The sequence below is a fragment of the uncultured Spongiibacter sp. genome (assembly GCF_964011655.1).
Lineage (GTDB): Bacteria > Pseudomonadota > Gammaproteobacteria > Pseudomonadales > Spongiibacteraceae > Spongiibacter > Spongiibacter marinus.
The window spans coordinates 13748-36522 of the sequence record NZ_CAXGPO010000014.1 but is presented as its reverse complement, the minus strand read 5'-3'; the positions used below and the strand labels follow the sequence as shown (position 1 = coordinate 36522).

At 54.0% G+C, this 22775-nt stretch carries 24 protein-coding genes; 17 read left to right on the top strand and 7 right to left on the bottom strand.

Annotation, left to right across the window (positions count from 1 at the left end; genetic code table 11):
* Positions 1-3: 3 nt before the first annotated feature.
* Positions 4-2940: a methyl-accepting chemotaxis protein gene (locus ABNS66_RS08730; protein WP_286839871.1), complete on the top strand. Its 2937-nt coding sequence runs from the start codon at positions 4-6 to the stop codon at positions 2938-2940.
* Between the two features lie 56 nt (positions 2941-2996).
* A complete protein-coding gene (locus ABNS66_RS08725; RefSeq protein WP_286839874.1) occupies positions 2997-4094 on the top strand; it encodes a chemotaxis response regulator protein-glutamate methylesterase in 1098 nt (365 codons plus the stop codon).
* A gap of 12 nt (positions 4095-4106) precedes the next feature.
* Here the strand turns inward: ABNS66_RS08725 and ABNS66_RS08720 are convergent, their stop codons facing one another.
* The 3 genes from ABNS66_RS08720 to ABNS66_RS08710 form a co-directional block, all read right to left on the bottom strand.
* A complete protein-coding gene (locus ABNS66_RS08720) occupies positions 4107-4388 on the bottom strand; it encodes a late competence development ComFB family protein (protein WP_204995324.1) in 282 nt (93 codons plus the stop codon).
* 117 nt (positions 4389-4505) lie between these two features.
* Positions 4506-4919 carry an alternative ribosome rescue aminoacyl-tRNA hydrolase ArfB gene (arfB, locus tag ABNS66_RS08715; RefSeq protein ID WP_027874717.1) on the bottom strand — a complete coding sequence of 138 codons (414 nt, stop codon included), beginning with the start codon at positions 4917-4919 and terminating at the stop codon, positions 4506-4508.
* Between the two features lie 13 nt (positions 4920-4932).
* The gene (locus tag ABNS66_RS08710) at positions 4933-5880 is read right to left on the bottom strand and encodes a glutathione S-transferase family protein (RefSeq protein WP_286839877.1); all 948 of its coding nucleotides are present in this window, start codon (positions 5878-5880) and stop codon (positions 4933-4935) included.
* Between the two features lie 270 nt (positions 5881-6150).
* On the opposite strand from ABNS66_RS08710, the gene ABNS66_RS08705 reads away from it, so the two are divergent.
* From ABNS66_RS08705 to ABNS66_RS08635, 15 genes are all read left to right on the top strand, one after another.
* Positions 6151-7707, top strand: coding sequence for a fatty acyl-CoA reductase (locus ABNS66_RS08705; RefSeq protein WP_286839880.1), 1557 nt, complete (start codon positions 6151-6153; stop codon positions 7705-7707).
* 208 nt (positions 7708-7915) lie between these two features.
* On the top strand, positions 7916-8386 hold the full coding sequence (locus tag ABNS66_RS08700; RefSeq protein WP_204995328.1) for a Na+/H+ antiporter subunit E: 471 nt from the start codon (positions 7916-7918) through the stop codon (positions 8384-8386).
* Positions 8386-8667, top strand: a complete 282-nt coding sequence (locus ABNS66_RS08695; RefSeq protein ID WP_286839883.1) for a monovalent cation/H+ antiporter complex subunit F — start codon at positions 8386-8388, stop codon at positions 8665-8667. Before ABNS66_RS08700 ends, ABNS66_RS08695 begins: the two co-directional genes overlap by 1 nt.
* Complete coding sequence (gene mnhG / locus ABNS66_RS08690) at positions 8667-8981, top strand: monovalent cation/H(+) antiporter subunit G (RefSeq protein WP_204995365.1); 315 nt, start codon at positions 8667-8669, stop codon at positions 8979-8981. Before ABNS66_RS08695 ends, mnhG begins: the two co-directional genes overlap by 1 nt.
* Before the next feature lie 28 nt (positions 8982-9009).
* On the top strand, positions 9010-10002 hold the full coding sequence (locus tag ABNS66_RS08685; protein ID WP_204995366.1) for a Na(+)/H(+) antiporter subunit B: 993 nt from the start codon (positions 9010-9012) through the stop codon (positions 10000-10002).
* Positions 9995-10351, top strand: coding sequence for a cation:proton antiporter subunit C (locus tag ABNS66_RS08680; protein ID WP_036256799.1), 357 nt, complete (start codon positions 9995-9997; stop codon positions 10349-10351). The genes ABNS66_RS08685 and ABNS66_RS08680 overlap by 8 nt, the downstream gene beginning before the upstream one ends.
* Positions 10345-11820, top strand: a complete 1476-nt coding sequence (locus tag ABNS66_RS08675) for a monovalent cation/H+ antiporter subunit D family protein (RefSeq protein WP_286839885.1) — start codon at positions 10345-10347, stop codon at positions 11818-11820. The genes ABNS66_RS08680 and ABNS66_RS08675 overlap by 7 nt, the downstream gene beginning before the upstream one ends.
* A complete protein-coding gene (locus ABNS66_RS08670) occupies positions 11817-13286 on the top strand; it encodes a proton-conducting transporter membrane subunit (protein ID WP_286839887.1) in 1470 nt (489 codons plus the stop codon). Before ABNS66_RS08675 ends, ABNS66_RS08670 begins: the two co-directional genes overlap by 4 nt.
* Positions 13283-13534 carry a hypothetical protein gene (locus ABNS66_RS08665; protein WP_027874727.1) on the top strand — a complete coding sequence of 84 codons (252 nt, stop codon included), beginning with the start codon at positions 13283-13285 and terminating at the stop codon, positions 13532-13534. Before ABNS66_RS08670 ends, ABNS66_RS08665 begins: the two co-directional genes overlap by 4 nt.
* Positions 13524-15224 (top strand): Na(+)/H(+) antiporter subunit D, encoded by a 1701-nt coding sequence (locus ABNS66_RS08660; protein ID WP_286839891.1) that lies wholly within the window; start codon positions 13524-13526, stop codon positions 15222-15224. The genes ABNS66_RS08665 and ABNS66_RS08660 overlap by 11 nt, the downstream gene beginning before the upstream one ends.
* 85 nt (positions 15225-15309) lie before the next feature.
* On the top strand, positions 15310-15813 hold the full coding sequence (locus ABNS66_RS08655; RefSeq protein WP_286839893.1) for a lipocalin family protein: 504 nt from the start codon (positions 15310-15312) through the stop codon (positions 15811-15813).
* Positions 15814-15877: 64 nt separating this feature from the next.
* A complete protein-coding gene (locus ABNS66_RS08650) occupies positions 15878-16228 on the top strand; it encodes a membrane protein (RefSeq protein WP_027874730.1) in 351 nt (116 codons plus the stop codon).
* Between the two features lie 95 nt (positions 16229-16323).
* The gene (rnk, locus tag ABNS66_RS08645; protein ID WP_286839896.1) at positions 16324-16737 is read left to right on the top strand and encodes a nucleoside diphosphate kinase regulator; all 414 of its coding nucleotides are present in this window, start codon (positions 16324-16326) and stop codon (positions 16735-16737) included.
* Positions 16738-16809: 72 nt separating this feature from the next.
* Entirely contained in the window at positions 16810-17529 is a 720-nt protein-coding gene (locus tag ABNS66_RS08640; protein WP_286839898.1) for an SIMPL domain-containing protein, read from the top strand.
* 126 nt (positions 17530-17655) lie between these two features.
* On the top strand, positions 17656-18528 hold the full coding sequence (locus ABNS66_RS08635) for a hypothetical protein (RefSeq protein ID WP_286839901.1): 873 nt from the start codon (positions 17656-17658) through the stop codon (positions 18526-18528).
* A 53-nt stretch (positions 18529-18581) separates the two neighbouring features.
* Here the strand turns inward: ABNS66_RS08635 and ABNS66_RS08630 are convergent, their stop codons facing one another.
* From ABNS66_RS08630 to ABNS66_RS08615, 4 genes are read right to left on the bottom strand one after another with little or no spacing between them, the layout of a single operon-like run.
* On the bottom strand, positions 18582-19424 hold the full coding sequence (locus ABNS66_RS08630; protein ID WP_286839903.1) for an SDR family NAD(P)-dependent oxidoreductase: 843 nt from the start codon (positions 19422-19424) through the stop codon (positions 18582-18584).
* Positions 19421-20368 (bottom strand): alpha/beta hydrolase, encoded by a 948-nt coding sequence (locus tag ABNS66_RS08625; protein WP_286839905.1) that lies wholly within the window; start codon positions 20366-20368, stop codon positions 19421-19423. Before ABNS66_RS08625 ends, ABNS66_RS08630 begins: the two co-directional genes overlap by 4 nt.
* Before the next feature lie 39 nt (positions 20369-20407).
* Positions 20408-21223 (bottom strand): SDR family oxidoreductase, encoded by an 816-nt coding sequence (locus tag ABNS66_RS08620; RefSeq protein WP_286839907.1) that lies wholly within the window; start codon positions 21221-21223, stop codon positions 20408-20410.
* An 8-nt stretch (positions 21224-21231) separates the two neighbouring features.
* Positions 21232-22707 carry an NAD(P)/FAD-dependent oxidoreductase gene (locus ABNS66_RS08615; RefSeq protein ID WP_204995338.1) on the bottom strand — a complete coding sequence of 492 codons (1476 nt, stop codon included), beginning with the start codon at positions 22705-22707 and terminating at the stop codon, positions 21232-21234.
* Positions 22708-22775 lie beyond the last annotated feature (68 nt).

Genomic DNA, 22775 nt, shown 5'->3' with positions numbered 1-22775 from the left:
CACATGGCAGCGCAGAATACAAAATCCGCAACAGCCCGCCGTACTACCGGTACTGCGAAAACCCCCCGTCGCAGCAAAGCCGACCAACAACAAGTTCAAGAGCTGGCGCGTTGGCGAACGGCCGTCGGTGGGGCCATGACCGCCATCATGATGGTCGACCGCGACCTCGTGGTCACCTATGTGAATGAATCCACACAAAAGTTACTTGCTAAGCACGCAGATGCGTTGGCGGCCACCTACCCAGGCTTTGATGCCAATAATATTGTGGGTACCTGCATCGATATTTTCCACAAGGATCCCGCCCATCAGCGCACCTTGCTCGCTAACCCAGCCAACCTGCCACATTCGGCCGATATTCATGTTGGCGAACTTATTTTCAATATCAACGTGACTGCTCAAATTGACGATAGCGGTAATTATATTGGTAATACGCTTGAGTGGTTAGATGTCACTGCTCAACGCGCTCATGAGGATAAGGTTGCGCGGCTACAAACAGCGGTAGATAGTGCCATGACCGCTATCATGATGGTCGATCGTGATTTGACGGTAACCTATGTGAATACGGCAACTGAAGCATTACTGCAGAAGCACGGCGCTGCGTTGGCATCGGTATATCCGGGCTTTGACGTGCAAAATATCGTCGGCACTTGCATCGATATTTTTCACAAGGACCCCCAACACCAGCGGCGCTTACTGGCAGACCCCGCCAACCTGCCGCACTCGGCCGATATCCATGTGGGCGACCTCACCTTCAATATCAACGTAACGGCGCAGATAGATGGCAAAGGTAATTACATTGGTAATACCTTAGAGTGGCTCGACGTGACAGACGTTCGAGCTAAGGAGACGGAGGTTGCACGTCTGCAGACAGCTGTTGGCTCGGCGATGACAGCGATTATGATGATTGACCGTGATTTTAACGTCACCTATGTCAACGAATCTACGCAGACCCTATTGGGTAGTCACCGAGAGGCTTTGGCGGCGATATACCCAGGCTTTGATGTCGACAATATCGTTGGCACTTGCATTGATATCTTCCACAAGAATCCCGCTCATCAGCGTAAAATGCTCGCCGACCCAGCCAACCTGCCGCATTCGGCCGATATTCACGTAGGGCACCTGACTTTCAATATTAATGTGACGGCCCAAATTGACGCCAAGGGTAACTACATTGGCAACACCTTGGAGTGGCTCGATGTTACCGAGCAGCGCGCACGCGAAACGCAGGTGGCGGCGTTACAGTCTGCGGTGAACGGCGCTGATGCTAACTTTATGATGTGCGACGCTGATCTGAATATTACCTATGCGAATCCGGCGGTTGTTGAAATGCTGAAAAACCGCGAAGCAATATTGCGCGAGCATTTCCCGGGCTTCTCTGCAGATAATCTTGTCGGCCAGTCCATTGACCAATTTCACAAAAAACCCGCGCATCAGCGCGGCTTGCTTGCCAATGTGGCCGCGCTGCCGGCGAAGGCAGAAATTAAAATTGCTGACCTGGAGTTTGAAGTGAACGCCACGGCAATTTTGGATGCAAACGGCGACTATATGGGGAATATGGTCGAGTGGAAGGATATTACGGAGCAGAAGGACGCCGAGCGGCAGATTGCCAGCCTGATTTCCGCGGCGGCGGAGGGGCAACTTGATCAACGCTTGGACGCGGAGAATTATTCTGGCTTTATGCAGCGGCTCGGGAAGTCTGTTAACGGGCTAATGGATGCCATTGTCGATGATCAGAATAATGCCGAACAGCAAATTAAAGAGCTGGTAGATAGCGCCATTGCTGGCCAGCTTGAAGCACGGATCGATCTGGAGGGGACGACCGGATTCCTGCAGCGTCTCGGTGCGGGTTTGAACAGCCTTATGGACACCATTGCTGAGCCGCTTAGAGAAAGCTCTCGGGTTATGGAGGCGCTTGCCGAAGGTGATTTGATGGAAGTGATGGCCGGCCAGTATCAAGGCCAGTTCGCGTCGATGCAGGATGCGGTCAACACCTCTGTGGGTAACCTGAAGGACATGGTGGTGCAGATTCGAGAGGCCGCGATGGGTATTCGCAGCTCCGCGTCTGAGATCGCGCAAGGGAACCTCGACTTATCGAACCGCACGGAGGCTCAGGCCGCGTCGCTGGAAGAAACGGCATCCAGCGTTGAGCAATTTACTGCGACGGTTAAGCAGAACGCTGAGAATGCCTCACAGGCAAATAACCTGGCTTCCGGCGCACGGGGCCAAGCCGAGAAAGGCGGCGATGTGGTTGGCCGCGCGGTCGATGCAATGCGCGAGATTAATTCTTCTTCGAAACGTATTTCCGACATTATCGGGGTGATCGATGAGATAGCCTTTCAGACTAACTTGCTTGCGCTTAATGCCGCCGTTGAGGCCGCACGTGCCGGAGAGCAGGGGCGTGGTTTCGCTGTGGTGGCATCAGAGGTACGTAATTTGGCGCAACGCAGTGCGGAGGCCGCCAAAGAGATTAAAACCCTGATTAAAGACAGCGTCGAGAAGGTCGAGGAAGGCTCAAGATTGATCGACGAGTCTGGCTCAACGCTTGAAGAAATTGTTCAAAGCGTGAAAAAAGTATCGGACATTATTTCTGAAATCGCGCTGGCCAGTCAGGAGCAGGCAGCTGGCATTGAGCAAGTGAATAAAGCGGTATCAGAGATGGATAAAGTGACCCAGGAGAATGCGGCACTGGTAGAGCAGGCTGCGGCGGCGAGTCAGTCAATGGATACCCTCTCTTCTGGCCTCAGTGATCGGATGAACTACTTCAAAATTGGTGACCAGGCCGAGGCGCCCATGGGCCATGGCGTAGCGCCTGCAAGCAAGACGGTGGCACCGCTGCGTAGCCCCTCCAGAGCGAAGCCCGAAGCAGCGGGAAGCAATGCAAACTATCACGGCGTAAGTGGTAAGCGCGTATCCGGCGGCGACGAGTGGGAGGAATTCTGAGTGTATTGAGAGTCACTCAGGGAAGGGGATAAGGCGTTCATTGGTTAGAGGTGTTTATGCCGGAGCAGCGTATTAAGGTATTGGTGGTTGATGATTCAGCGTTGATTCGGCATTTACTGACGGAAATTCTGTCTGCAGACCCGGGTATTGAGGTGGTCGGCGTGGCCTCAGACCCGTTTATCGCCAGAGAAAAAATTAAGCGGCTATCCCCAGATGTGATCACCCTCGATGTAGAAATGCCGCGCATGGATGGCTTACAGTTTTTGCGCAATATTATGCGCCTGCGGCCGATGCCTGTGGTGATGGTTTCATCCTTAACTCAGGCAGGTGCGGCAGTTACTCTTGAGGCCTTGGAGCTTGGCGCGGTGGATTTTGTCGCGAAGCCCGAGGTCGATGTTGCAGAGGGGATCAAGGCCTATGCCGACGACTTAATTGAGAAGGTTAAGGCGGCGAGTGTCGCCAATGTGAGCCGCTTAGCGAGCGAGGTGGAGCACAAAAAGGTAGCGAGTAAAAAGGCGAAGAAAACGGCCTTGAACTTTGGTACTACCGATAAGATTTTGGCGATTGGCGCTTCCACGGGGGGAACCGAGGCGATTCGCGAGGTCCTGCAAGGGCTACCTGCCGACACACCTGGCACGGTCATCGTTCAGCATATACCCGGTATGTTTAGCTCGGCTTTCGCCAAACGTATGGATGGCTGCAGCGAGATGACGGTATGTGAAGCGGAAGACGGTATGCGGGTGCTGCATGGTCACGTATATATTGCGCCAGGGGGCAAGCACTTACGGTTGCGACGCGACGGTGCGCGCTATTATTGCGTGGTTGATGAGACTGAGCCGGTCAATCGTCATCGGCCCTCTGCCGATGTGTTGTTTGAGTCAGTGGCCCGTGAGATGGGCAAAAATGCAATGTGTGTATTGCTCACCGGCATGGGAAAAGATGGCGCCGCTGGCATGCTGGCGATGCGTGAGGCGGGCGCCCTGACGCTTGCTCAGGACGAAGCCAGTTCGGTGGTATGGGGGATGCCGGGCGCGGCATATCAATTGGGTGCTGTACAGGAATTGCTACCGCTGAAGAAAATTGCGCCTAGGCTCTCTGAGCTTTACCACGCCTCTAAAGCCAGCAAGGAGCTGGCGGTGGTGAAGGGGCATTAGTGTTGCCTGATATTATTCCGACCGGGACTCTTTTCGACGGTTGCTTCCCATCACAATCGTTGCATCATTCAATGCTCGGGTAACCTGTTTTTGCAGGGCTGCACGCTCTTCGTTGCTCATGTACATAAGTATATCGATAGCATAACGAACATACTTTGGCGGCAGTGCGTTTAGCGTCAGACAAAAAAGGTCTTGCAGATAGTCGTTGTCATGTTTTTCGGCCAGTCCACGCAGGGCAATCTCTTCTTCCACCAGCGTTTCCATGTAATTTTTAATATCTTCTGCCAAACGCATCGTGCTCTCCTTGGATTTCGCTATCGCCTTGGGCCGTACTGACGCTATTAATGATAGTGTCAGGTGCTTCGGTCGAGGGCGGTATACGGTATATCCGAGGGGCGCGTGGGAGAGGGACTAATCAAACACTTTCTTGCGAAGGGCTTTGATGTTTCCCCGTTTGGTTTTGCTGTCCATCCTTTTTGCTTTGGCGCTTTTGCTGGGCTTGGTGGGGCGACGTGCTTTGCGGGTGACGGCGACGCTGCGGATCAGTGCCTGAAGGCGTTGCAGGGCATCTTCTCGATTTTGCTCCTGAGTGCGAAATTGCTGAGCTTTAATCACCACAATACCGTCTTTGCTGATGCGCTGATCTTTCAGGGCCAGAAGTTCTGTTTTATAAAACTCAGGCAGTGACGACGCGCGAATATCAAAGCGGAGGTGTATGGCCGAAGACACCTTGTTGACATTTTGGCCGCCCGCACCCTGAGCGCGAATCGCACTCAGTTCAATTTCGTTATCAGGTAAGCGGACGGCGTTAGAAATTTCCAGCATTTTCGGTAAAGCGCTATTCGTTGCGATTGTGTGGGCGACTGTAGTCGATGTCTGGGCCGACAGGTACGACCTGCGTGGGATTGATCATCGGGTGGCTGACGTAATAGTGCCGTTTGATATGAGAAAAATCCACTGTATCGGCCACGCCAGGCCATTGGTATAGGTGGCGAAGGTAGTTTGACAGGTGAGGGTAGTCCTCAAGGCGCTGACGGTTGCACTTGAAATGCCCATGATAAACGGCATCAAAGCGAATAAGGGTGGTGAAAAGCCGCCAGTCTGCTTCGCTGATGGTATCGCCGCACAGAAAACGCTGCGTGCCGAGCTGGTTTTCAATCGTGTCCAGGGCTGAAAAAAGCGCGTCGTAGGCGTCTTCATAGGCCTGTTGCGTGGTCGCAAAGCCACAGCGATACACGCCATTATTTACCTTGTTGTAGATCTCGTCGTTGATGGCATCTATATCGGCTTGCAGCGATTCAGGGTAGTAGTCCGGCGTTTTTTCAGCGAGGTCTGCAAAGGCGCCATTGAATTGCCGAATAATATCGGCGGACTCGTTATTTACGATGCGCTGTTGTTTTTTATCCCATAACACCGGCACGGTAACGCGTCCGCTGTAGTCGTGTTGGTTTCGGGTATACAGTTCGTGCAAGTACTTTGCGTTGTGCAGCGGATCGCCGCTGCTGCCCTGGTCAACATCAAAGGTCCAGCCGTGTTCAAGCATGATTGGGCTTACCACGGAAACAGAGATCAGCGATTCAAGCTTTTTTAAGCGGCGAAAAATCAGCGCTCGGTGTGCCCACGGGCAGGCTAGCGATACATACAGGTGATAGCGGTCGGCTTCTGCCGGGAATTCATCGCTACCAATTTGGCCGCGAAACTGTGATTGTTCGCGCTTGAATTCCCCTTGATTGTTATCCGTATCGTACCAGCGGTCGTGCCACTTCCCGTCTATGAGTAAACCCATCGTTCTCTCCGTATCTCAGTGTTCAGGATCAGTGTAAGGCCGGAGCGATTCAGTATGGGTCGTGTTTGTTGTTGAATCCGATCGAAAAAACCGATGCCTCTTCTACAGGGTTCGTTGAGAGATACGATAACTGGCGTGTTTCCTGCAGGTGAATTACCTGCAAAGCGGCTGAGGGAATGCCGGCGAGGTGTCATGTGGTCGTCAACTGCGCTTGCTAGCGTTATAGGCCGATCAATGTGGCGGTGAAATTCGCGATAGGGGGCAATGAGGATGCGGGATCTGAATCGAGATAAGTCGTCGACGATAGCGGCCCTGACGGGTAAGCAGGTGCTGATTACCGGTACGACGGGGTTCCTGGGCAAGGTGTTGTTGGAGAAGATTCTGCGCACGACGCCGGGTGTGGGCGGTATTTACTTGCTGATGCGGGGCAATCGCCATTTTCGTGATGCCACTGATCGCTTTCGGGAAGAAGTGATCCGCTCCTCCATTTTTGGCACCTTGCGACATGAACTGGGGCAAGAAGGCTTTGAGGCGCTGATTGCAAGTCGCGTTCACTGTGTGACGGGGGAAATTACTGCACCGCGGTTTGGTCTGACGCGTGCAGACTTTGCGGCGCTGGCCGACAAGCTCGATGTGGTGATCAATTCCGCAGCGAGTGTAAATTTTCGTGAAGAGTTGGATCGAGCGCTGGAAATCAATACGTTCTCCCTGGAAAACGTCGCCAAACTCTGTGAGTTGGGGGGGAATATACCTCTTATTCACGTGTCCACTTGTTATGTAAACGGCTACCGAGCGGGTGATATCCACGAGACCTCCGAGGGGCCTGTTGGGCTGGCGTTACCTGAGGGGCCGGGTAGATTCTACGAAACCTCGGCCTTGATCGAGCGCTTGCAACGCCTTGTTGAGGCGTTGCGCCGGCAATACGAGGGGCGGGCGCTAAAGGCCAAGCTCATAGAGCATGGCGCGAAGGAAGCGCAAGCTGCGGGCTGGAACGATACCTACACCTTCACCAAGTGGCTGGGTGAACAATATTTGTACAAGGTGATGCGAGGCTATTCGCTGACGGTTGTTCGTCCGTCGATCATCGAGAGCACACTGCGCGAGCCAAGCCCAGGGTGGATTGAGGGGGTCAAGGTCGCCGACGCGGTGTTGATGGCATATGCGCGCGGCAAGGTTGCGTTCTTTCCCGGTAAGCGGGCCGGTGTGATCGATATTATCCCGGCCGATCTCGTGGCCAATGCGGTATTGCTCTCGACAGCCGAGCAGCTGCTCGAACCGGGCCAGCATCGCATCTATCAATGTTGTAGCGGTGGCCGTAACCCACTAATGCTGGGAGACTTTATTGACCACTTGGTGGCAGAGGCCAGCAGTCATCACGGTGACTACGACAAGCTGTTTAACGCGCCGCCCCGCCGGCGATTTACGGCAGTCGATAAGCGCGTGTTCAGTAGCGTCGCAATGTGCGTTCAGGTGGCGCTGACGATCGTTGGCGCGATACTGCGTCGCCTCGGGCGGCGCGGCAAGCTCAGGGCGCGGCGAAATATCGACACTGCCGTCGAGCTCTCCAAAATATTCTCTTTCTATGCTCAGCCCAATTACTGCTTTCACGGCGACAAGTTGCTCTCTTTATCGAAGTCGATGGGCGCTGTCGATCAGGAGTTGTTTCCCGTGGATGCCGGAGTGATTGATTGGCAGCACTACATTCGCCAGGTTCATATGCCGGGATTAAACCACTATGCGCTGCAGGGGCAGCCTTCAGTGAGGGCACAGCAGCGGCGCGAGGAAGTGAAAACGGCGTCGAAAAACCTGACGGCGACCGAGGCTTGAGTGGGCGGTGGGCAATTAGAACCGATTTTTCTGGACTCTGTGAGAGAACCTTTTTTACAATCCAAGGGCCCTGGCGACCAAAAACAACGATTTTTCGCGCTTTTGGTATGATCTAGGTCAATAAAATAACAATCCGTTGTCGGAGTTCGTGGGGCGATGCACCTCAGGTTTTCGCAAGGCAACGACTCGCTGTGCTGTTAGGAGACTTATGCGACATACTGCCAGTGTAACTCTGGTGTTGGCCGCTATTTGGCTGGGGAATTCCGGCCATTATGATGCGCTGTTACTGAGCTTTGGGGTTGTGTCCATCGCCCTCGTGCTGTGGATCACTCATCGTATGGATGTTGTCGATCACGAGTCACAGCCGCTGCATCTCACCACAAAACTTCCTGCTTACTACTTCTGGTTGTTCAAAAAAATCGTCGCCAGCAATATCGACGTGGTGATACGTGCCTGGCGGGGACCGTCGTCAATCAGCCCGCAATTCGAGCGAGTACCGGCCCCTCAGAAGACGGATATCGGCCGGGTGATTTACGCGAACTCCATTAATTTGACGCCGGGTACGCTCTCTGTGGTGGTTGAAGACGATTATATTTTGGTGCACTCCCTCAGTAGTGACGGCATGGCTGAGCTGAAAAGCGGTGAGATGAGCCGACGAGTTTGCGGGTTGGAAGAGTGATGCTGACAGTTACCACAGTGACGTTGCTACTGGTTATGGCCTTGGCGCTGTCCCGAGCGTTTGTAGGCCCCACCGTATTTGATCGCATTCTTGCAGCGAATATGTTCGGAACCAAAACCGTCCTATTGATAGCGGTGATTGGCTTTCTATTTGGTCGGCCAGAATTTTTAGATATTGCGATGGTATACGCGCTGATTAACTTTATTGGCGTGATCGGTATGCTCAGGCTTATTGAGTACCTGGAAGATGAAAATCGCAGTAGCCAAGAGGAGGACGCGTGATGGAAACCTATGAGTTATTGAGCGCCGTCCTGCTCGCCGCTGGCAGCTTCTTATTATTATCTGGCGGTATTGGCGTGTTACGTTTTCCCGATGTGTACAGCCGTATGCATGCAGCTGGGATTACTGACACCCTCGGTGCATGCCTGATACTGCTGGCGCTGATGTTGCTCGCTGGCTTTAGCCTGGTACTTCTCAAATTGATGATGATACTGGCGTTTTTGCTGATTACCGGCCCAACATCCAGTCATGCTTTGGGCAAGGCGGCGTGGAAGGCAGGCGTAAAGCCGTTAACCGGAAAGTCGCTGCAGCGGTGAATGTGATAGAGGCCCGGAGGATTTCGCCATAGAACTTTTTATCGATATCAGTTTGCTGAGTATGCTGATTGCCACCGCGATTGGTATAGCGGTGAATCGCGACCTGCTGTCTGTGGTGATGTTGTCGTCGATCTACGGACTGCTGTCCGCCAATTTCTTTGTGACAATGGATGCCGTGGATGTGGCGTTTACTGAGGCGGCCGTGGGTGCCGGAATTTCGCCGCTGCTTATGTTTACAACCATGGCGATTGTCGGACGTTACGAAAAGCTTCCCCATCGCTGGTCGCTGTCTGCCCTGGTGTTGGTGAGCATCACTGGTGCATTGTTGTTAGTGGCTACCATGGATATGCCCGCGTTTGGTGCGCCGGATGCGCCGGCACAGCAGCATGTTGCGCCGCGCTACATCGAGCAATCGGGACAAGAAGTCGGTATTCCCAACATTGTGACGTCGGTGCTGGCGACCTATCGCGGCTTCGATACGTTTGGTGAGGTCACGGTGATTTTTACCGCCGGCGTCGGTGTGCTGTCATTGCTGATGGTTGGCGACAGGGCGACCAAACCGCTTTCCAGTCACTTACTGAAGGCCAGTCAACATAAAATTCTGCGTATCGTCAGCAAGGTGCTGATCGCGCCTATTCTGCTTTTCGCTCTGTATGTCCAGTTCCACGGCGACTATGGTCCCGGTGGCGGCTTTCAGGCAGGGGTGATCTTTGCCGCGGCGATAATTGTTTACACCATGTTGTTCGGGCTGGATTCCGCTCGCCAGGTGATTGATCAAGCCTGGGTAAGGGTGATGGCGGCGGTCGGTGTGCTGTTGTATGGCGCCGTCGGTGTTGTCTCCATGGTTAACGGTGGCAACTTTCTTGACTACGATGTGCTGGCCAAGGATCCACTCCACGGCCAACACTACGGCATCATCGTTATCGAACTGGGCGTTGGCATTACCGTTGCGGCGGTAATGGTGCTGATTTACTTCTCCTTTGCCGGGCGCTTGGTCGACAGGGGGCATCAAGATGACTGACATGCTGCTTACCCATTACAACTACTGGGTTGTGATGGTGTTGATGATGATTGGTTTTTATATCGTGATCGCCCAGGGCAATCTGGTCAAAAAGCTGGTGGGTTTGAACATCTTCCAGACCTCGGTGTTCATTTTGTATATCAGCGCGGGCAAGGTATCGGGCGGCAGTGCTCCCATTTTGGATGACGCGATTTCGGTCTACTCCAACCCGCTGCCCCACGTATTAATTCTGACTGCGATTGTTGTGGGCATTGCGACCACTGCACTAGGGCTGGCGCTGATTATTCGCCTGCGCGAGGCATACGGCAGTGCGGAAGAAAAAGATATTCAGGAACAGAATCAGTGTTGAGTCACCTTCCCATACTGCAGGTTATTTTACCGCTTCTTGCGGCGCCGTCGTGCTTAATTCTTGGTCGCCCGGCGCTGGCGTGGGGGTTTAGCTTTGCTACCAGTGCTGCCGCCATGCTCATTAGCATGCTGTTGCTGCAACAGGTTTGGTTAGAGGGGCCTATTAGCTATTTTCTCGGCGGCTGGGAAGCGCCCTGGGGGATCGAATACCGCATAGACCTGCTCAATGCCTTTTTACTGCTGATCGTCTCGTCGTTAAGCACGGTAGTGTTGGCGGGAACCCGTCAGAGCGTGGCGGCAGAGGTCGAGCCGAATAAACAGACACTTTTCTACGTGTCGTGGTTGTTATGCCTCGCCGGCTTACTCGGCATTCTCGCAACAGGCGATGCATTCAATGTTTTCGTCTTCCTGGAAGTGTCGTCGCTGTCGACCTACACGCTAATCTCCTTAGGCCGTGACCGCAAAGCGCTGTGGGCCAGTTACCAATACCTGATTGTTGGCACCATCGGCGCCACCTTTATCCTGATTGGTATTGGCCTCATGTACATGATGACCGGCACCCTCAATATGCAGGACCTCGCCCAGCGCCTGCCTGTTGTTGCAGACACTCGCACGGTTTTCGCTGCCTATGCCTTTGTGATTGTTGGCGTGTGTTTGAAGTTGGCGCTGTTTCCGCTGCACCTGTGGTTGCCCAATGCGTATGCCTATGCCCCGTCGGCCGTTACCGCATTTCTCGCGGCGACAGCGACGAAAGTTGCGGTGTACTTGCTAATTCGCTTTAGCTTTACGGTATTTGGTGCTGACTTCGGCGCCATGGATATACCCCTTCATCAGCTATTTATTGCCCTGGGCTTGATTGCGGTGTTCAGCGCGTCGCTGGTGGCAATCCTGCAGATCGACATTAAGCGCGCGATCGCCTATTCAAGTGTCGCTCAGATCGGTTACATGATTATCGGTTTGGGGCTCGGCAGTGCGGCGGGCTTGCAGGCAACCCTGTTGCATTTATTTAACCACGCACTGATGAAAGGCGCGTTGTTTATGAGCCTGGCAGCCGTGGCGCTGCGTATGGGCAGCACACGTCTGGATGACTTGGCTGGCTTGTCTCAGCGTATGCCGCTGACTGCAATGGCATTTGTCCTCGGTGGTTTGAGCCTCATCGGCGTGCCGCTGACCGTCGGGTTTATTAGCAAGTGGTATTTGGTTATCGCGACACTGGAAATGGGCATGTGGCCGGTTGCGGCACTGATACTGGTCGGCTCTTTACTTGCCGTTATGTACATTTGGCGCGTTGTGGAGGTGATGTACTTCCGCGACCCGCCGGCATCGAGTCAGGTTTCAGAAGCTCCCGTCAGTGTATTGCTGCCGCTCTGGTTGCTGGTGGTCGCCAATATTTATTTCGGTATCGATACGGCGCTACCCGTATCTGTGACGGCTGATGCGGCCCAAGCACTGTTGGGGTGGGGCAAATGACAATGACCACAGAGCTGTTGATCAGTCTAACGATTCTTACGCCTGTATTGGCCGTGCCGGGTATTTTATTGTTTGGCAATAAGCAAAACCTGCGTGAAGCGGTATCACTCATTGCTGCCGCGGCGTTGACCTGGCTGTCAGTGAACCTCTTTCAGCAGTTGCAGGCGGGCACCGTGCTGGCCGTGCAATGGTGGGAGCTCTTGCCAGGCTTGACGATCGCCTTCCATGTTGAGCCCCTCGGGATGATGTTTGCGCTAATCGCGAGTTCGCTGTGGTTTGTGACAGTGGTGTACGCCATCGGTTATATGCGCGGTCATAACGAACAGAATCAAACACGATTCTATGCCTGTTTTGCTGTGGCGATCGCCGCGGTGATGGGTGTCGCCCTTGCCGAAAACCTGTTTACGTTATTTGTATTTTACGAAGTACTGTCGCTTTGCACCTACCCACTTGTTACCCATGCAGGCACGGATAAAGCGAAGCACGGCGGCCGTGTCTATCTGGGCATCTTGTTGAGTACGTCCATCGCGTTTTTCCTGCCGGCGATGATCATTACGTGGATGCAAAGCGGCACACTGAGCTTCACAGCGGGAGGCGTTTTCGAGGAAGGGACATCCGTTGTTTTGCTGTCGGTGTTGTTAGTGTTATTTGGCTTTGGTGTCGGCAAGGCCGCATTGATGCCGTTTCACCGGTGGTTGCCGAGTGCAATGGTGGCGCCGACGCCAGTTTCAGCGTTGCTTCACGCTGTGGCGGTGGTGAAGGCGGGGGTCTTCACCGTGCTGAAGGTCGTGGTATTTATCTTTGGTATTGATGCGGTGCAGTCGCTACCGGTCACGCAGTGGCTGATCTATCTGGCATGTGCCTCTATTCTGCTGGCGTCGCTAGTGGCCATGCGCCAGGACAATATCAAGGCGCGATTGGCATATTCCACCATCAGTCAGCTTGGTTATATTACCCTGGGCGCCTTCCTTGCTAGCGCCAATGGCGTGTTGGGAAGTGCTTTGCACATTGCCATGCATGCGGCGGGCAAAATCACCCTGTTTTTCTGTGCAGGGGCAATTTATGTTGCCGCGCATAAAACGTTGGTGAGTGAGCTGGACGGCTTAGGTCGAAAAATGCCTTACACCTTTGCGGCGTTCACCATCGCGGCCTTGTCGATTATTGGCTTGCCACCCACGGGTGGCACTTGGAGCAAATGGACGCTGATGTTGGGGGCTGTTGATAGCGATCAGTTATTTGTATTGGCAGTGTTAGCGCTGAGTTCGCTGTTGAATATTGTTTACCTTTTGGAATTACCGGCGCGGGCCTTTCTGCGCGCGGCTCCTGCTAGTGAAAGCGATCACCATGGTGGGGAAGCGCCGTGGCCATCACTATTGGCGCTGTGCGTAACGGCGCTCAGTTGTATTGTGCTGTTTTTTACCGCAGGGCCCATTATGCAGTTTCTGCAAGGAATTAGCCTGACATGAAGACATCGGATAAAAAAGCATGGCTGGAGCAGCCGGCCAATGTCGACAAGTTGGTCTACCTGGTCTATCTGATTTGTGGCGTTTTACTCGTCGCTGAATTTTTTTACGAAAAGCACCCTTATTTTGGCTTTGATGGATCTTTCGGCTTTTACGCGGGCTTCGGATTTTTGGCGTATTGCACGATCGTTTTCTCTGCAAAGGCGCTGCGTCGTGTGTTGAAACGTAGCGAGGATTATTATGGCGAATGATTGGCTGATGAATCCCGCCCTGTTGATGATGTTGGCAGGGCTGCTGGCGATTCGCCTTCCCAAAAAATTGCTGGGCCCCCTGGCGGTGGTAACCCCGGCATTGGGTTTGCTAATGCTTTGCCAGTTGCCCAATGGTGAGCAGGGGATTGTTTCCTTATACGGCCTAACACTGACAACGCTGCGCGTGGACGGCCTCAGTTTCGTATGGGCGGTGATCTTTCATATTGCTGCGATACTGGCGGGGCTGTATGCCTGGCATGTGAAAGATCGCATGCAGCAATCTGCAGCGCTGGTATATGCCGGCGCCGCGATTGGCGCCGTGTTGGCGGGCGACTTACTGACCTTGTTCTTGTACTGGGAGTTAACAGCCATTTCCTCTGTGCTGTTGATCTGGGCAAACCGCACGGCACGCGCGTATACCGTGGGCCTGCGCTACCTGGTTATTCAGGTGATTTCCGGTTTGTTATTAATGGCCGGCGCGATTGTTCACTATCAAGCGACAGGCTCGTTGGCCTTTGATCACCTCGGCTTAGACAGCCCCGGTGGCTGGATTATTTTCCTGGCCTTCGGCATCAAATGTGCGTTTCCACTTTTGCACAATTGGTTGCAAGACGCCTATCCAGAGGCTACCGCAACGGGGACAGTGGTACTGTCGGCGTTCACCACCAAGTTGGCGGTTTACGCTCTGGCGCGGGGTTTTGCCGGCGAGGATATATTAATCACCATTGGCGCGGTGATGACGGCGTTCCCGATCTTCTTCGCGGTAATTGAAAACGATCTGCGGCGGGTACTCTCCTACAGCCTGAATAACCAGCTTGGCTTTATGGTTGTTGGCGTCGGTTTGGGCACCGAGCTGGCGTTGAATGGCGCCGCGGCCCACGCCTTTGCGCACATCCTTTACAAGGCATTGTTGTTTATGTCGATGGGGGCTGTGCTGCTGAGAGTTGGTACGGTTAAGGCCAGTGAGCTGGGCGGTTTGTATAAATCCATGCCGTGGACCACGCTGTTTTGTATTATTGGTGGTATGTCAATTTCAGCGTTCCCGCTGTTCTCTGGCTTTGTTACCAAGTCAATGATTCTTACCGCGGCAGCTGCCGAGCACCAGTGGTTGGTCTGGACGGTGCTGCTGTTTGCCTCGGCCGGGGTATTGGATCACTCGGGCATAAAGGTTCCGTTCTTCTCCTTCTTTTATCACGACGCCGGGCACCGCGTGAAAGAAGCACCCTGGAACATGCTGCTGGCAATGGGGGTAACGGCCTTCCTGTGTATTGCTATTGGTGTTTGGCCCGAACCCTTATACGCAATTCTGCCTTTCCCGGTGGATTACAAGCCCTATACCAGCTACCACATCATCACGCAGTTGCAGCTACTGATGTTTGCCGCGCTGGCGTTTTGCGTGTTAATTCGCAAAGGCTGGTACCCGGAAGAGATTCGCTCAACGAACCTGGATTTCGACTGGGTATACAGACGTCTGTTGCCGGCCGTCGTGAAGAAACTGTTAGCGTGGATGTGGCGACTCGACTCGGCAGTGCGTGCTGTGGCTATGAAGGCCGTTCATGCCGTTATAGAAAAAGTGGCCCAGAGCCACGGACCGGGCGGAGTGATGTCGCGCAACTTGTCTACGGGCACCATGGTAAGTTGGCTGTCGGTATTCTTGGCGCTGTATTTATTCTTTAGCTTTTACTGGTAAGCTGTTCCCAGATTAGGCGTTGTGACGGGAGCTTTGGCTCCCGTTTTTGTTTGGGTGATCACTGGATAATTGAGGAGTGCCAGCCATGCGTAGCGTGTCATTGTGTCTACTGATCTGTTTTCTGTGCGGCTGTACCTCATATCCTGCCGGGGCGCCGCCGGTGAATAACTTTGTACTCGATCGCTATCTCGGGCAGTGGCATGAAATTGCTCGGCTGGATCATCGCTTTGAGCGCGGTTTAAGCAGCGTTACCGCGCAGTACGAACGCCGAGACGACGGCGGGGTACGCGTGATTAACCGAGGCTTTGACGCGGAGGCTGGCGAGTGGAAAGAAGCAGAGGGTCGCGCCTATTTCGTTGGAGATACGTCGGTTGCGCATTTGAAAGTGTCATTTTTTGGTCCTTTTTATGCGTCTTATGTCGTGTTTGGCTTGGACGAAAACTACCAGCACGCCTTTGTTTCTGGGCCAGACCACGACTATTTGTGGTTGCTGGCGAGGGAGCCGGAGGTTAGCGAAGACGTTTGGCAGTCCTTTTTGCTCAAGGCTGAGCAAGCGGGTTTTGACACTGGGGCGTTGATACGCCCTTGATCGTGATCTAAGGTCAGCAGATAGCGATTGTGTTAAGCGCATCTATCAACAAGGAGTGGATGATATGACGCAAGCTGCGATGCCTTCATCGTCGGCGGAAAATATGGCCAAGGTCGTCTATGTGCTGTATCTGGTCAGTCTGGTATTTGGTATCACCGCCATCGTTGCGGTTGTAATTGCCTACATCAATCGAGATGACTGCGCCCCCTGGTTGCGAAGTCACTATCAATTTCAAATACGCACATTTTGGATTGGCGCGCTTTACGTCACGCTGGGCACCGTATTGTCCTTGGTACTGGTGGGCTGGCTTATTTTATTTTTTTGTCTAATATGGCTGGTAGTGCGCTGTATCAAAGGGCTCAAAGCTCTGGACGCACGCGAGCCATACCCGGATCCCCTCGGCTGGCTGTTTTAACCTCATTTCAATTTCCTCCACAGACACGCTCACCGCGCGAGGGTGTTCGCTATGTCGCATAGGTGGAAAGGCTGGACGTAACAAAGAGAGACATCATGGATATCAGGCCAAATATTACTATTTCATCCTTGGACGCGGAGCGTCTTGAGGCTTTGCTGGACTCGCCGGCGGCGGCCAATGCGCCGGGCTGCGAGGAGTTGGAGGTCGAGCTGGGGCGCGCAGAAATTGTCTCGCCAAGCGACATGCCGCCCTCCGTAGTGAGTATGAACTCGACGGTGCGCTTTAAAGAAGTTTCGACTGACCGCGAGTTCTGTATGACCTTAGTATACCCAAGGGATGCTGATCGTCAGGGTGATAAAATCTCGATTTTGGCGCCGGTAGGAAGCGCTCTGCTGGGGCTTTCTCAGGGCGATACTATCGAGTGGCCAAAGCCCTCTGGTGGTGTATTGCAGGTGCGAATAGAAGAAGTGATTTATCAGCCCGAGCGGGCAGGCGAGCTTCATCGCTAGTACGACTGGAATTTATTCCCGCGATGAGGGTCTGTTAGCTATCACTATGCCGCCCCTAACGAGGACAATACGATGAATCTCTTTTCCCGAAGCAGTGCCGCCATACTGGGCGTCAGCCTGATAGTCGGTCTGGCCTCGCTGGGGGTGTTGCTTGCCGGTGCCGTTCATGACTTTAAACAGTATGAGCGCAGCGTGCGTGTGAAAGGCTTGTCTGAACGTGAGTATAAAGCTGATATTGTCATCTGGCCCATTCAATATACCTTGGCCAGCAATCAGCTCGGCGCGCTCTATGATCAGCTTGAAGCGAATGCGGCAGCGGTTAGCAGCTTTCTGCTTGAAAATGGCATTACCGCGCAGGAGATCACGCGAGCGGCACCCGTCATTATCGATAAATCGGCACAACAATACGGTGGCGGCGGACGCGCGGAGTTTCGCTACACCGCGAGCCAGTCGGTAACGGTATATTCCACGAAGGTGGACGCCGTTCGCCAGCTGATGGGCCAGGTTTCGCAGCTAGGTAAGCAGGGGATTGTGTTAACGGGCGGTGATTACCAGTCGCAGACCGAGTATCTGTTTACGCGCTTGAATGAAGTCAAACCGGTGATGATCGAGGAAGCCACGACGAAAGCCAGAGAGGTTGCACTAAAGTTTGCTGCAGACTCACAGAGCGTTCTGGGCAAAATCAAACGCGCGAGCCAAGGCCAGTTCTCGATCAGCGACCGCGATCGCAACAATCCGCATATAAAGCGTTTGCGGGTTGTGTCGACGGTAGAATACTACCTGTCTGACTAAGGTTCACAGCAGGGGGAGGTTGGCGCTAGTGAATCGCTCCTTCTCCTGATACATTCTACATCGTGAGCCAGCGCTGTCTTCCTGCGCTGCCATAGGATATGGAACGCACTCTCAAGGACGATAACAATGAACACACCAATCAATAAAACCCTCCGCTATTGTCTCGCTATGTCATTCGTTGTGGTGGGCGCGAATGTGACCGCCGGTACGGCAACTATCGAATCAGATGGGGAGCGAAACACTCTGGAGTTTCGCGGTGAAGAGTACCTGCGTATGCAGACAGACCGCGACGGCTACATGTTACACAGAAACGGCACGCTCTATGTTGTCAGTGGTGCCGAGGGTGAGGAGACCGTTATTGACGCCTCCGCGGCGATGAAAATGTTCGGGGGAATGATGCCCGATGTAGGCCCGAGCGCGACGGGCGTTCACAGCTTGCGAAATACGGGCCGAAAAGAAACGGTGGCAGGTGTGAAAGGTGAGGTGTGGATCGCCGATTACACTGATGAAGAGGGCCGGCATCAGGTGGAAATGGTGCTATCAAAGGATGCCGCCGCCAGGGAAATGCGCGATGCCATGATGGGCTTCATGCGCAGCATGATTAAAGCCAGTGGATCAAATTCTGATCAAGCCGATGAGATGTTCGAGCAGTTGCGAAAGCGCGGCTACGGGTATCTTCGTGTCGGCAATGACATGAAAGTTGTCGCTTTGTCGGGCAAGAAAATCGATAAGCGGCGTTTTGCGTTGCCTGCTGAGCCGATGCAGATGCCTAACTTAGGCAACTTTGGTGCAGCGATTTCAGCAGGTGCTGAAGTGGAAAGTGATGAGCAGAACGCGCAGGGCAGTGCCGGCTTTAGTTTTGGCAGCATCTTTCAACAAAAGGCTGAACGCCAGCAAGAACGAGCAAAGGATAGAACGGAAGAGGAAGTCGACAAACAAACTGATAACGTTGTCGATAAGGCGTTAGATAAGGCTTTTAATAAACTCTTCGGTAACTGAGGCAGCGCGCTGTTTGGAGGCTGGCAGGGGCACTGCCAACCTCCGCGCCGTCATCAATGAGCTTGGCGGCGTGATTTCACCGCAAAGGTGAACAGGCGTTGATAGCCCGCCGGGAAGGCGCGCGCTAAAAAGTCAAAAACCCGGGCGTCCGGGCCGATCAGTACGCGGCGGCGATTTTTCTCCACGCCTTTGATAATCACCTTTGCGGCACTCTCTGGCGTATTGAAGAATAGCTTTTCAAACTGATTTACGGCGTCATTGGCGCTGTTGCCGGTGGCCGCGGCCACGCTGGCGTTCACCTTTGAGCGCTTTGCGATGTTGGTTTTAATCCCACCGGGGTGGACGCAGGTGGCGCTAACGCTGGAATCCGTCAGCTCCAGGTCCTGCCGCAGTGACTCGGTAAAGCCCCGCACCGCGTACTTACTGGCGTTATAGCCGCTCATTAGTGGTTGTGCGGTTAAGCCAAACACGCTTGATATATTAACGATATGCCCGCTTCCGGACTGCTCCAGCAGGGGGAGGAAGGCCTTGCTGCCGTAGACCGTTCCCCAGAAATTAATATCCATAATCCACTCGTATTCTTCCAGGCTTAAGCCCGCTACGGTGCCCGACAATGCAACGCCCGCATTGTTGATGACGATATTCACTTGACCGTGATCGCGCTGCACCGTGTCGGCCCAGTTGAATACCGCTGCTTTATCGCTGACATCCAGCACCTGCTGAGTGACTTTTAGGTCGCTGGCGGGAATAAGGCGGACCGTTTCCTCAAGCCCGGTTTCATCGATATCGGCCAGCGCCAAGTGGCATCTCTTTTCCGCCAGTTGCAGGGCGAGGGCCCGGCCTATTCCCGAGCCAGCACCTGTAAGCGCGACAACCTTGCCGGCTAGGTTTTTCATTGGGCTGACTCCGAGTATTTGGTCAAAAACTGTTGGTAGCGCGCGGCACTCTCTGCGGGAATTTCCAGCATGGGCATATGGCCGATGCCTTCCCACACGGTGATTTCCAGCGTAGGAATCGCCGCGCGCCAGGTGTCGACACTACTCACATGGATAAGTTGGTCTTCACTGCCCCACAGTAATAAAGCAGGCGAGCGCAGATTGGCCAATCGTGGTTCTAGCAAAGCGGTACTGTGAAAGTCGTTGAAGATTTCAGCGAGTTCAGTGCGACGCTGCTGGTAGTCTTCAGCCATTGCATCCAGCACGACGCCGGGCATCCACGGCGGCTTGGCCATCGTCATCGCGTAGAACTCACGGAACTGATCGCGTTTTTCAACGAGGAAGGGGTTGCGCCCTTCGGCGAGTAATTTTTGCATTGTGCTGGGCTCAGGCGAATTCACTCCCGCTGGGTCTACGAGCCCGGTCGTTAATACCCGCTCTGGGTAGCTGAGTGAAAAGTCGGCGCTGATGAAACCACCCATGGAGTTGCCGATGATATGCACCTGGTCGATGTTCAGCGCATCCAACAGGCCTTGGAGGCGCCGGGATTGCGCGGTGATACTGTAGTCGCCGCCACTGACAAATGCGGTGTCACCGTGACCGGCCATATCCGGGATAATAATGTGGTAGTCGTCGACGAAGTGTTTGGCAAAGCGTAGCCAGACATTTTTGTCGGCGCTGTAGCCATGCAGCATCAGCAATGTGGGCTGCTCTGGGTTGCCGCCTTGATACAAGCTCATCTCCAATTCGCCGATATCGACACGGCGCTCTTTGAAGCCATAGATCGATGCCTCGCCTGCCATGCTGGCGGTGTACAGGAGGTGTCCTAAAGCGGGGTAGCTGTGATAACTCCACAGTCCACCGGTAATCAGGGTGACAAATGCAATCAGCAGAAACTTTTTCACGAGCGCGTTCCTTTATTGTGTTGGAATTATTATGGCGGGTTAAGGTTGTTTGGGGTATTCGCTTAGGTCGATGACCGGGCGCATTTCGCGCCATATGATACTGCTTAGCCACTTAAGTGGGACGAAGCGCGCACCCAACCAGGTTTTGCCCGACCCGTTGCCGTACACCAGGCGCGGCTGATTGCGGCGAATACAGGTGATGAGTTTGGCAGCAATTGCCTCCGGTTTGGTACTGAGGAAGTGGTCGGAGAAAGCGCGGCTGCGATCCTGGCGCGCAATATTTGTGTCGATGCCGCCCGGGTGCACGAGATGGACTTGAATGGGACTGGTATGCAGTTCGGCCATCAGTGCTTCGGTATAGCCGCGCACCGCAAATTTACTGCCGCAGTAGTCGCTGTGATTCGGGGTGCCCACCAAACCGAAGATGCTGGAAATATTGACAATGGCACCCTCATTATTGGCCCGTAGGTGGGGGAGAAAGGCCTGGCAGCCGTGGATAACGCCGAAGTAGTTCACATCCATTACGCGGCGATAGTCACTAAGATCTGTTGCCCAGGTTGGTTTGGCGCTGCCTTCGATGCCGGCGTTATTGATAACAATATGTGCCGGCCCCAATTGACGTTTCACCGCGTCGGCAAAATCCGTCATGGCGGCAGGGTCGCTGACGTCTACGCTCTGATGAAAGACATCTGCCGAGTTGGTGTCTAGCTGCGCCACGGTCTCGGTCAGGCCGTCGCTGCCGAGGTCACACAGCGCGAGTTTGCAACCTTGAGCGGAGAAGGTATGGGCGTAGGCGCGACCCATACCCGAGCCGGCCCCCGTGATTACAACAACTTTGTTAATCAGGTTTTTCATTATTTTGCCTAGGAAAGTTGGTGGTCGTTGGGGCGGAAATTCCGTGTCCAGCGTCGATAGGTGAAACTGAAGCCCGGGAACATGGCGATGACATGGCCACTTTTGCTCTGATACCAGCTGTTGCAGCCGCCGGACTTCCACACGGTGCGCTCCATTTCGCTGTGGATGTGCTCGGTGTAGCGTTTCTCTGCGTCGCGATTGACCTCAATAGTCTTACTATTGCTGCGTTGAACCGCGCGAATGCTGTTCATGATGTAGTCCATCTGCGCCTCGATGATCACGATGGCCGAGGTGTGGCCGATGCCGGTATTCGGCCCTGTCACCACAAATAAATTCGGGAAGCCGGGCATACTGGTGCCCAGGTACGCCCGTGGGAACTCCGCCCATGCCGATTGCAAGGTTTGGCCGCCGCGGCCTTCAACGGAGTATGAGATAACACCGTCAGTGGCATCGTAGCCGGTGGAGTAGACGATCAAGTCCAGATCCAGGTCTTGGCCCTGCTGCGTGCGAATGCCGCGCTCGGTGATCTCGGCAATGCCGTCTTCGCTGCTGTGAAGCGTGACGTTATCGCGGCAGTAGGCGGGGTAGAGGGTATCTGACAAGATGATACGTTTGCAGCCGATGGTGTAGTCCGGCGTTACTTTAGCGCGCAGCTCAGGGTCGGCAATCTGTTTGTTAATGTGCTTGAGGGCGCGGCGTTTGGCGAGAATATTCAGCATGGCTTCGGAGTATTTAAAGCCAATAACGCGGCTCTCCAGTGCCCAATAAACGGCTTGGCGAAGTAGCTTGTACGCCCAGCGGCGCCGCAGAATCGCGCGTTGCCAAGGTTTGAATCGATAGTCTGGGCGTGGAATCACCCAGTGGGGACTGCGTTGAAAGACATGCAATTGCGCAACGTCTTCTGCGATAGCGGGAATCACTTGTGCTGCACTGGCGCCACTGCCAATAATCGCCACCTTTTTACCGCGGTAGTCGTAATTGTGATCCCAATTATTAGTGTGGAAGCTGTGCCCCTCGAAGCGCTCGCGACCTTTGAAAGCCGGAATAACCGGGGTGCTTAGCGGGCCAGAGGCATTAATGATAAATTGCGCGAGAAAGCGGCGGCCGTCCTCACAACTCACCTGCCACTGTTGCGACGCTTCCTGCCAGCGAATACTGCTGACATTGCAGCCAGTGCGTGTTTTCTCTCTGAGACGGTGTTTGTCGATGACGTGATTGGTATAGCGTTGTAGCTCGTCACCGTCGGCAAACATTTGTGACCAGTCATAGGGCTCTGATGCGATGGAGTAGAGCGCTGATTGCACATCTACCGCGGCGCCGGGGTAGGTATTCTGGCACCAGGTACCGCCCATAAAGTCGCGTCGTTCGAGGATGACGTAGTCATCGATACCATTTTTCTTCAGGTTTATTGCCGCGCACTGCCCCCCGAAGCCACTGCCAATAATCACAACCTGATGGCGGCTTGCCTGCTGTTGTTCACTCATCGTTGTTTTTCCTATCTGTGAGCAGCCCATTTGGCTATATCTGATGACAAGTGTCTTCACTTTACTTT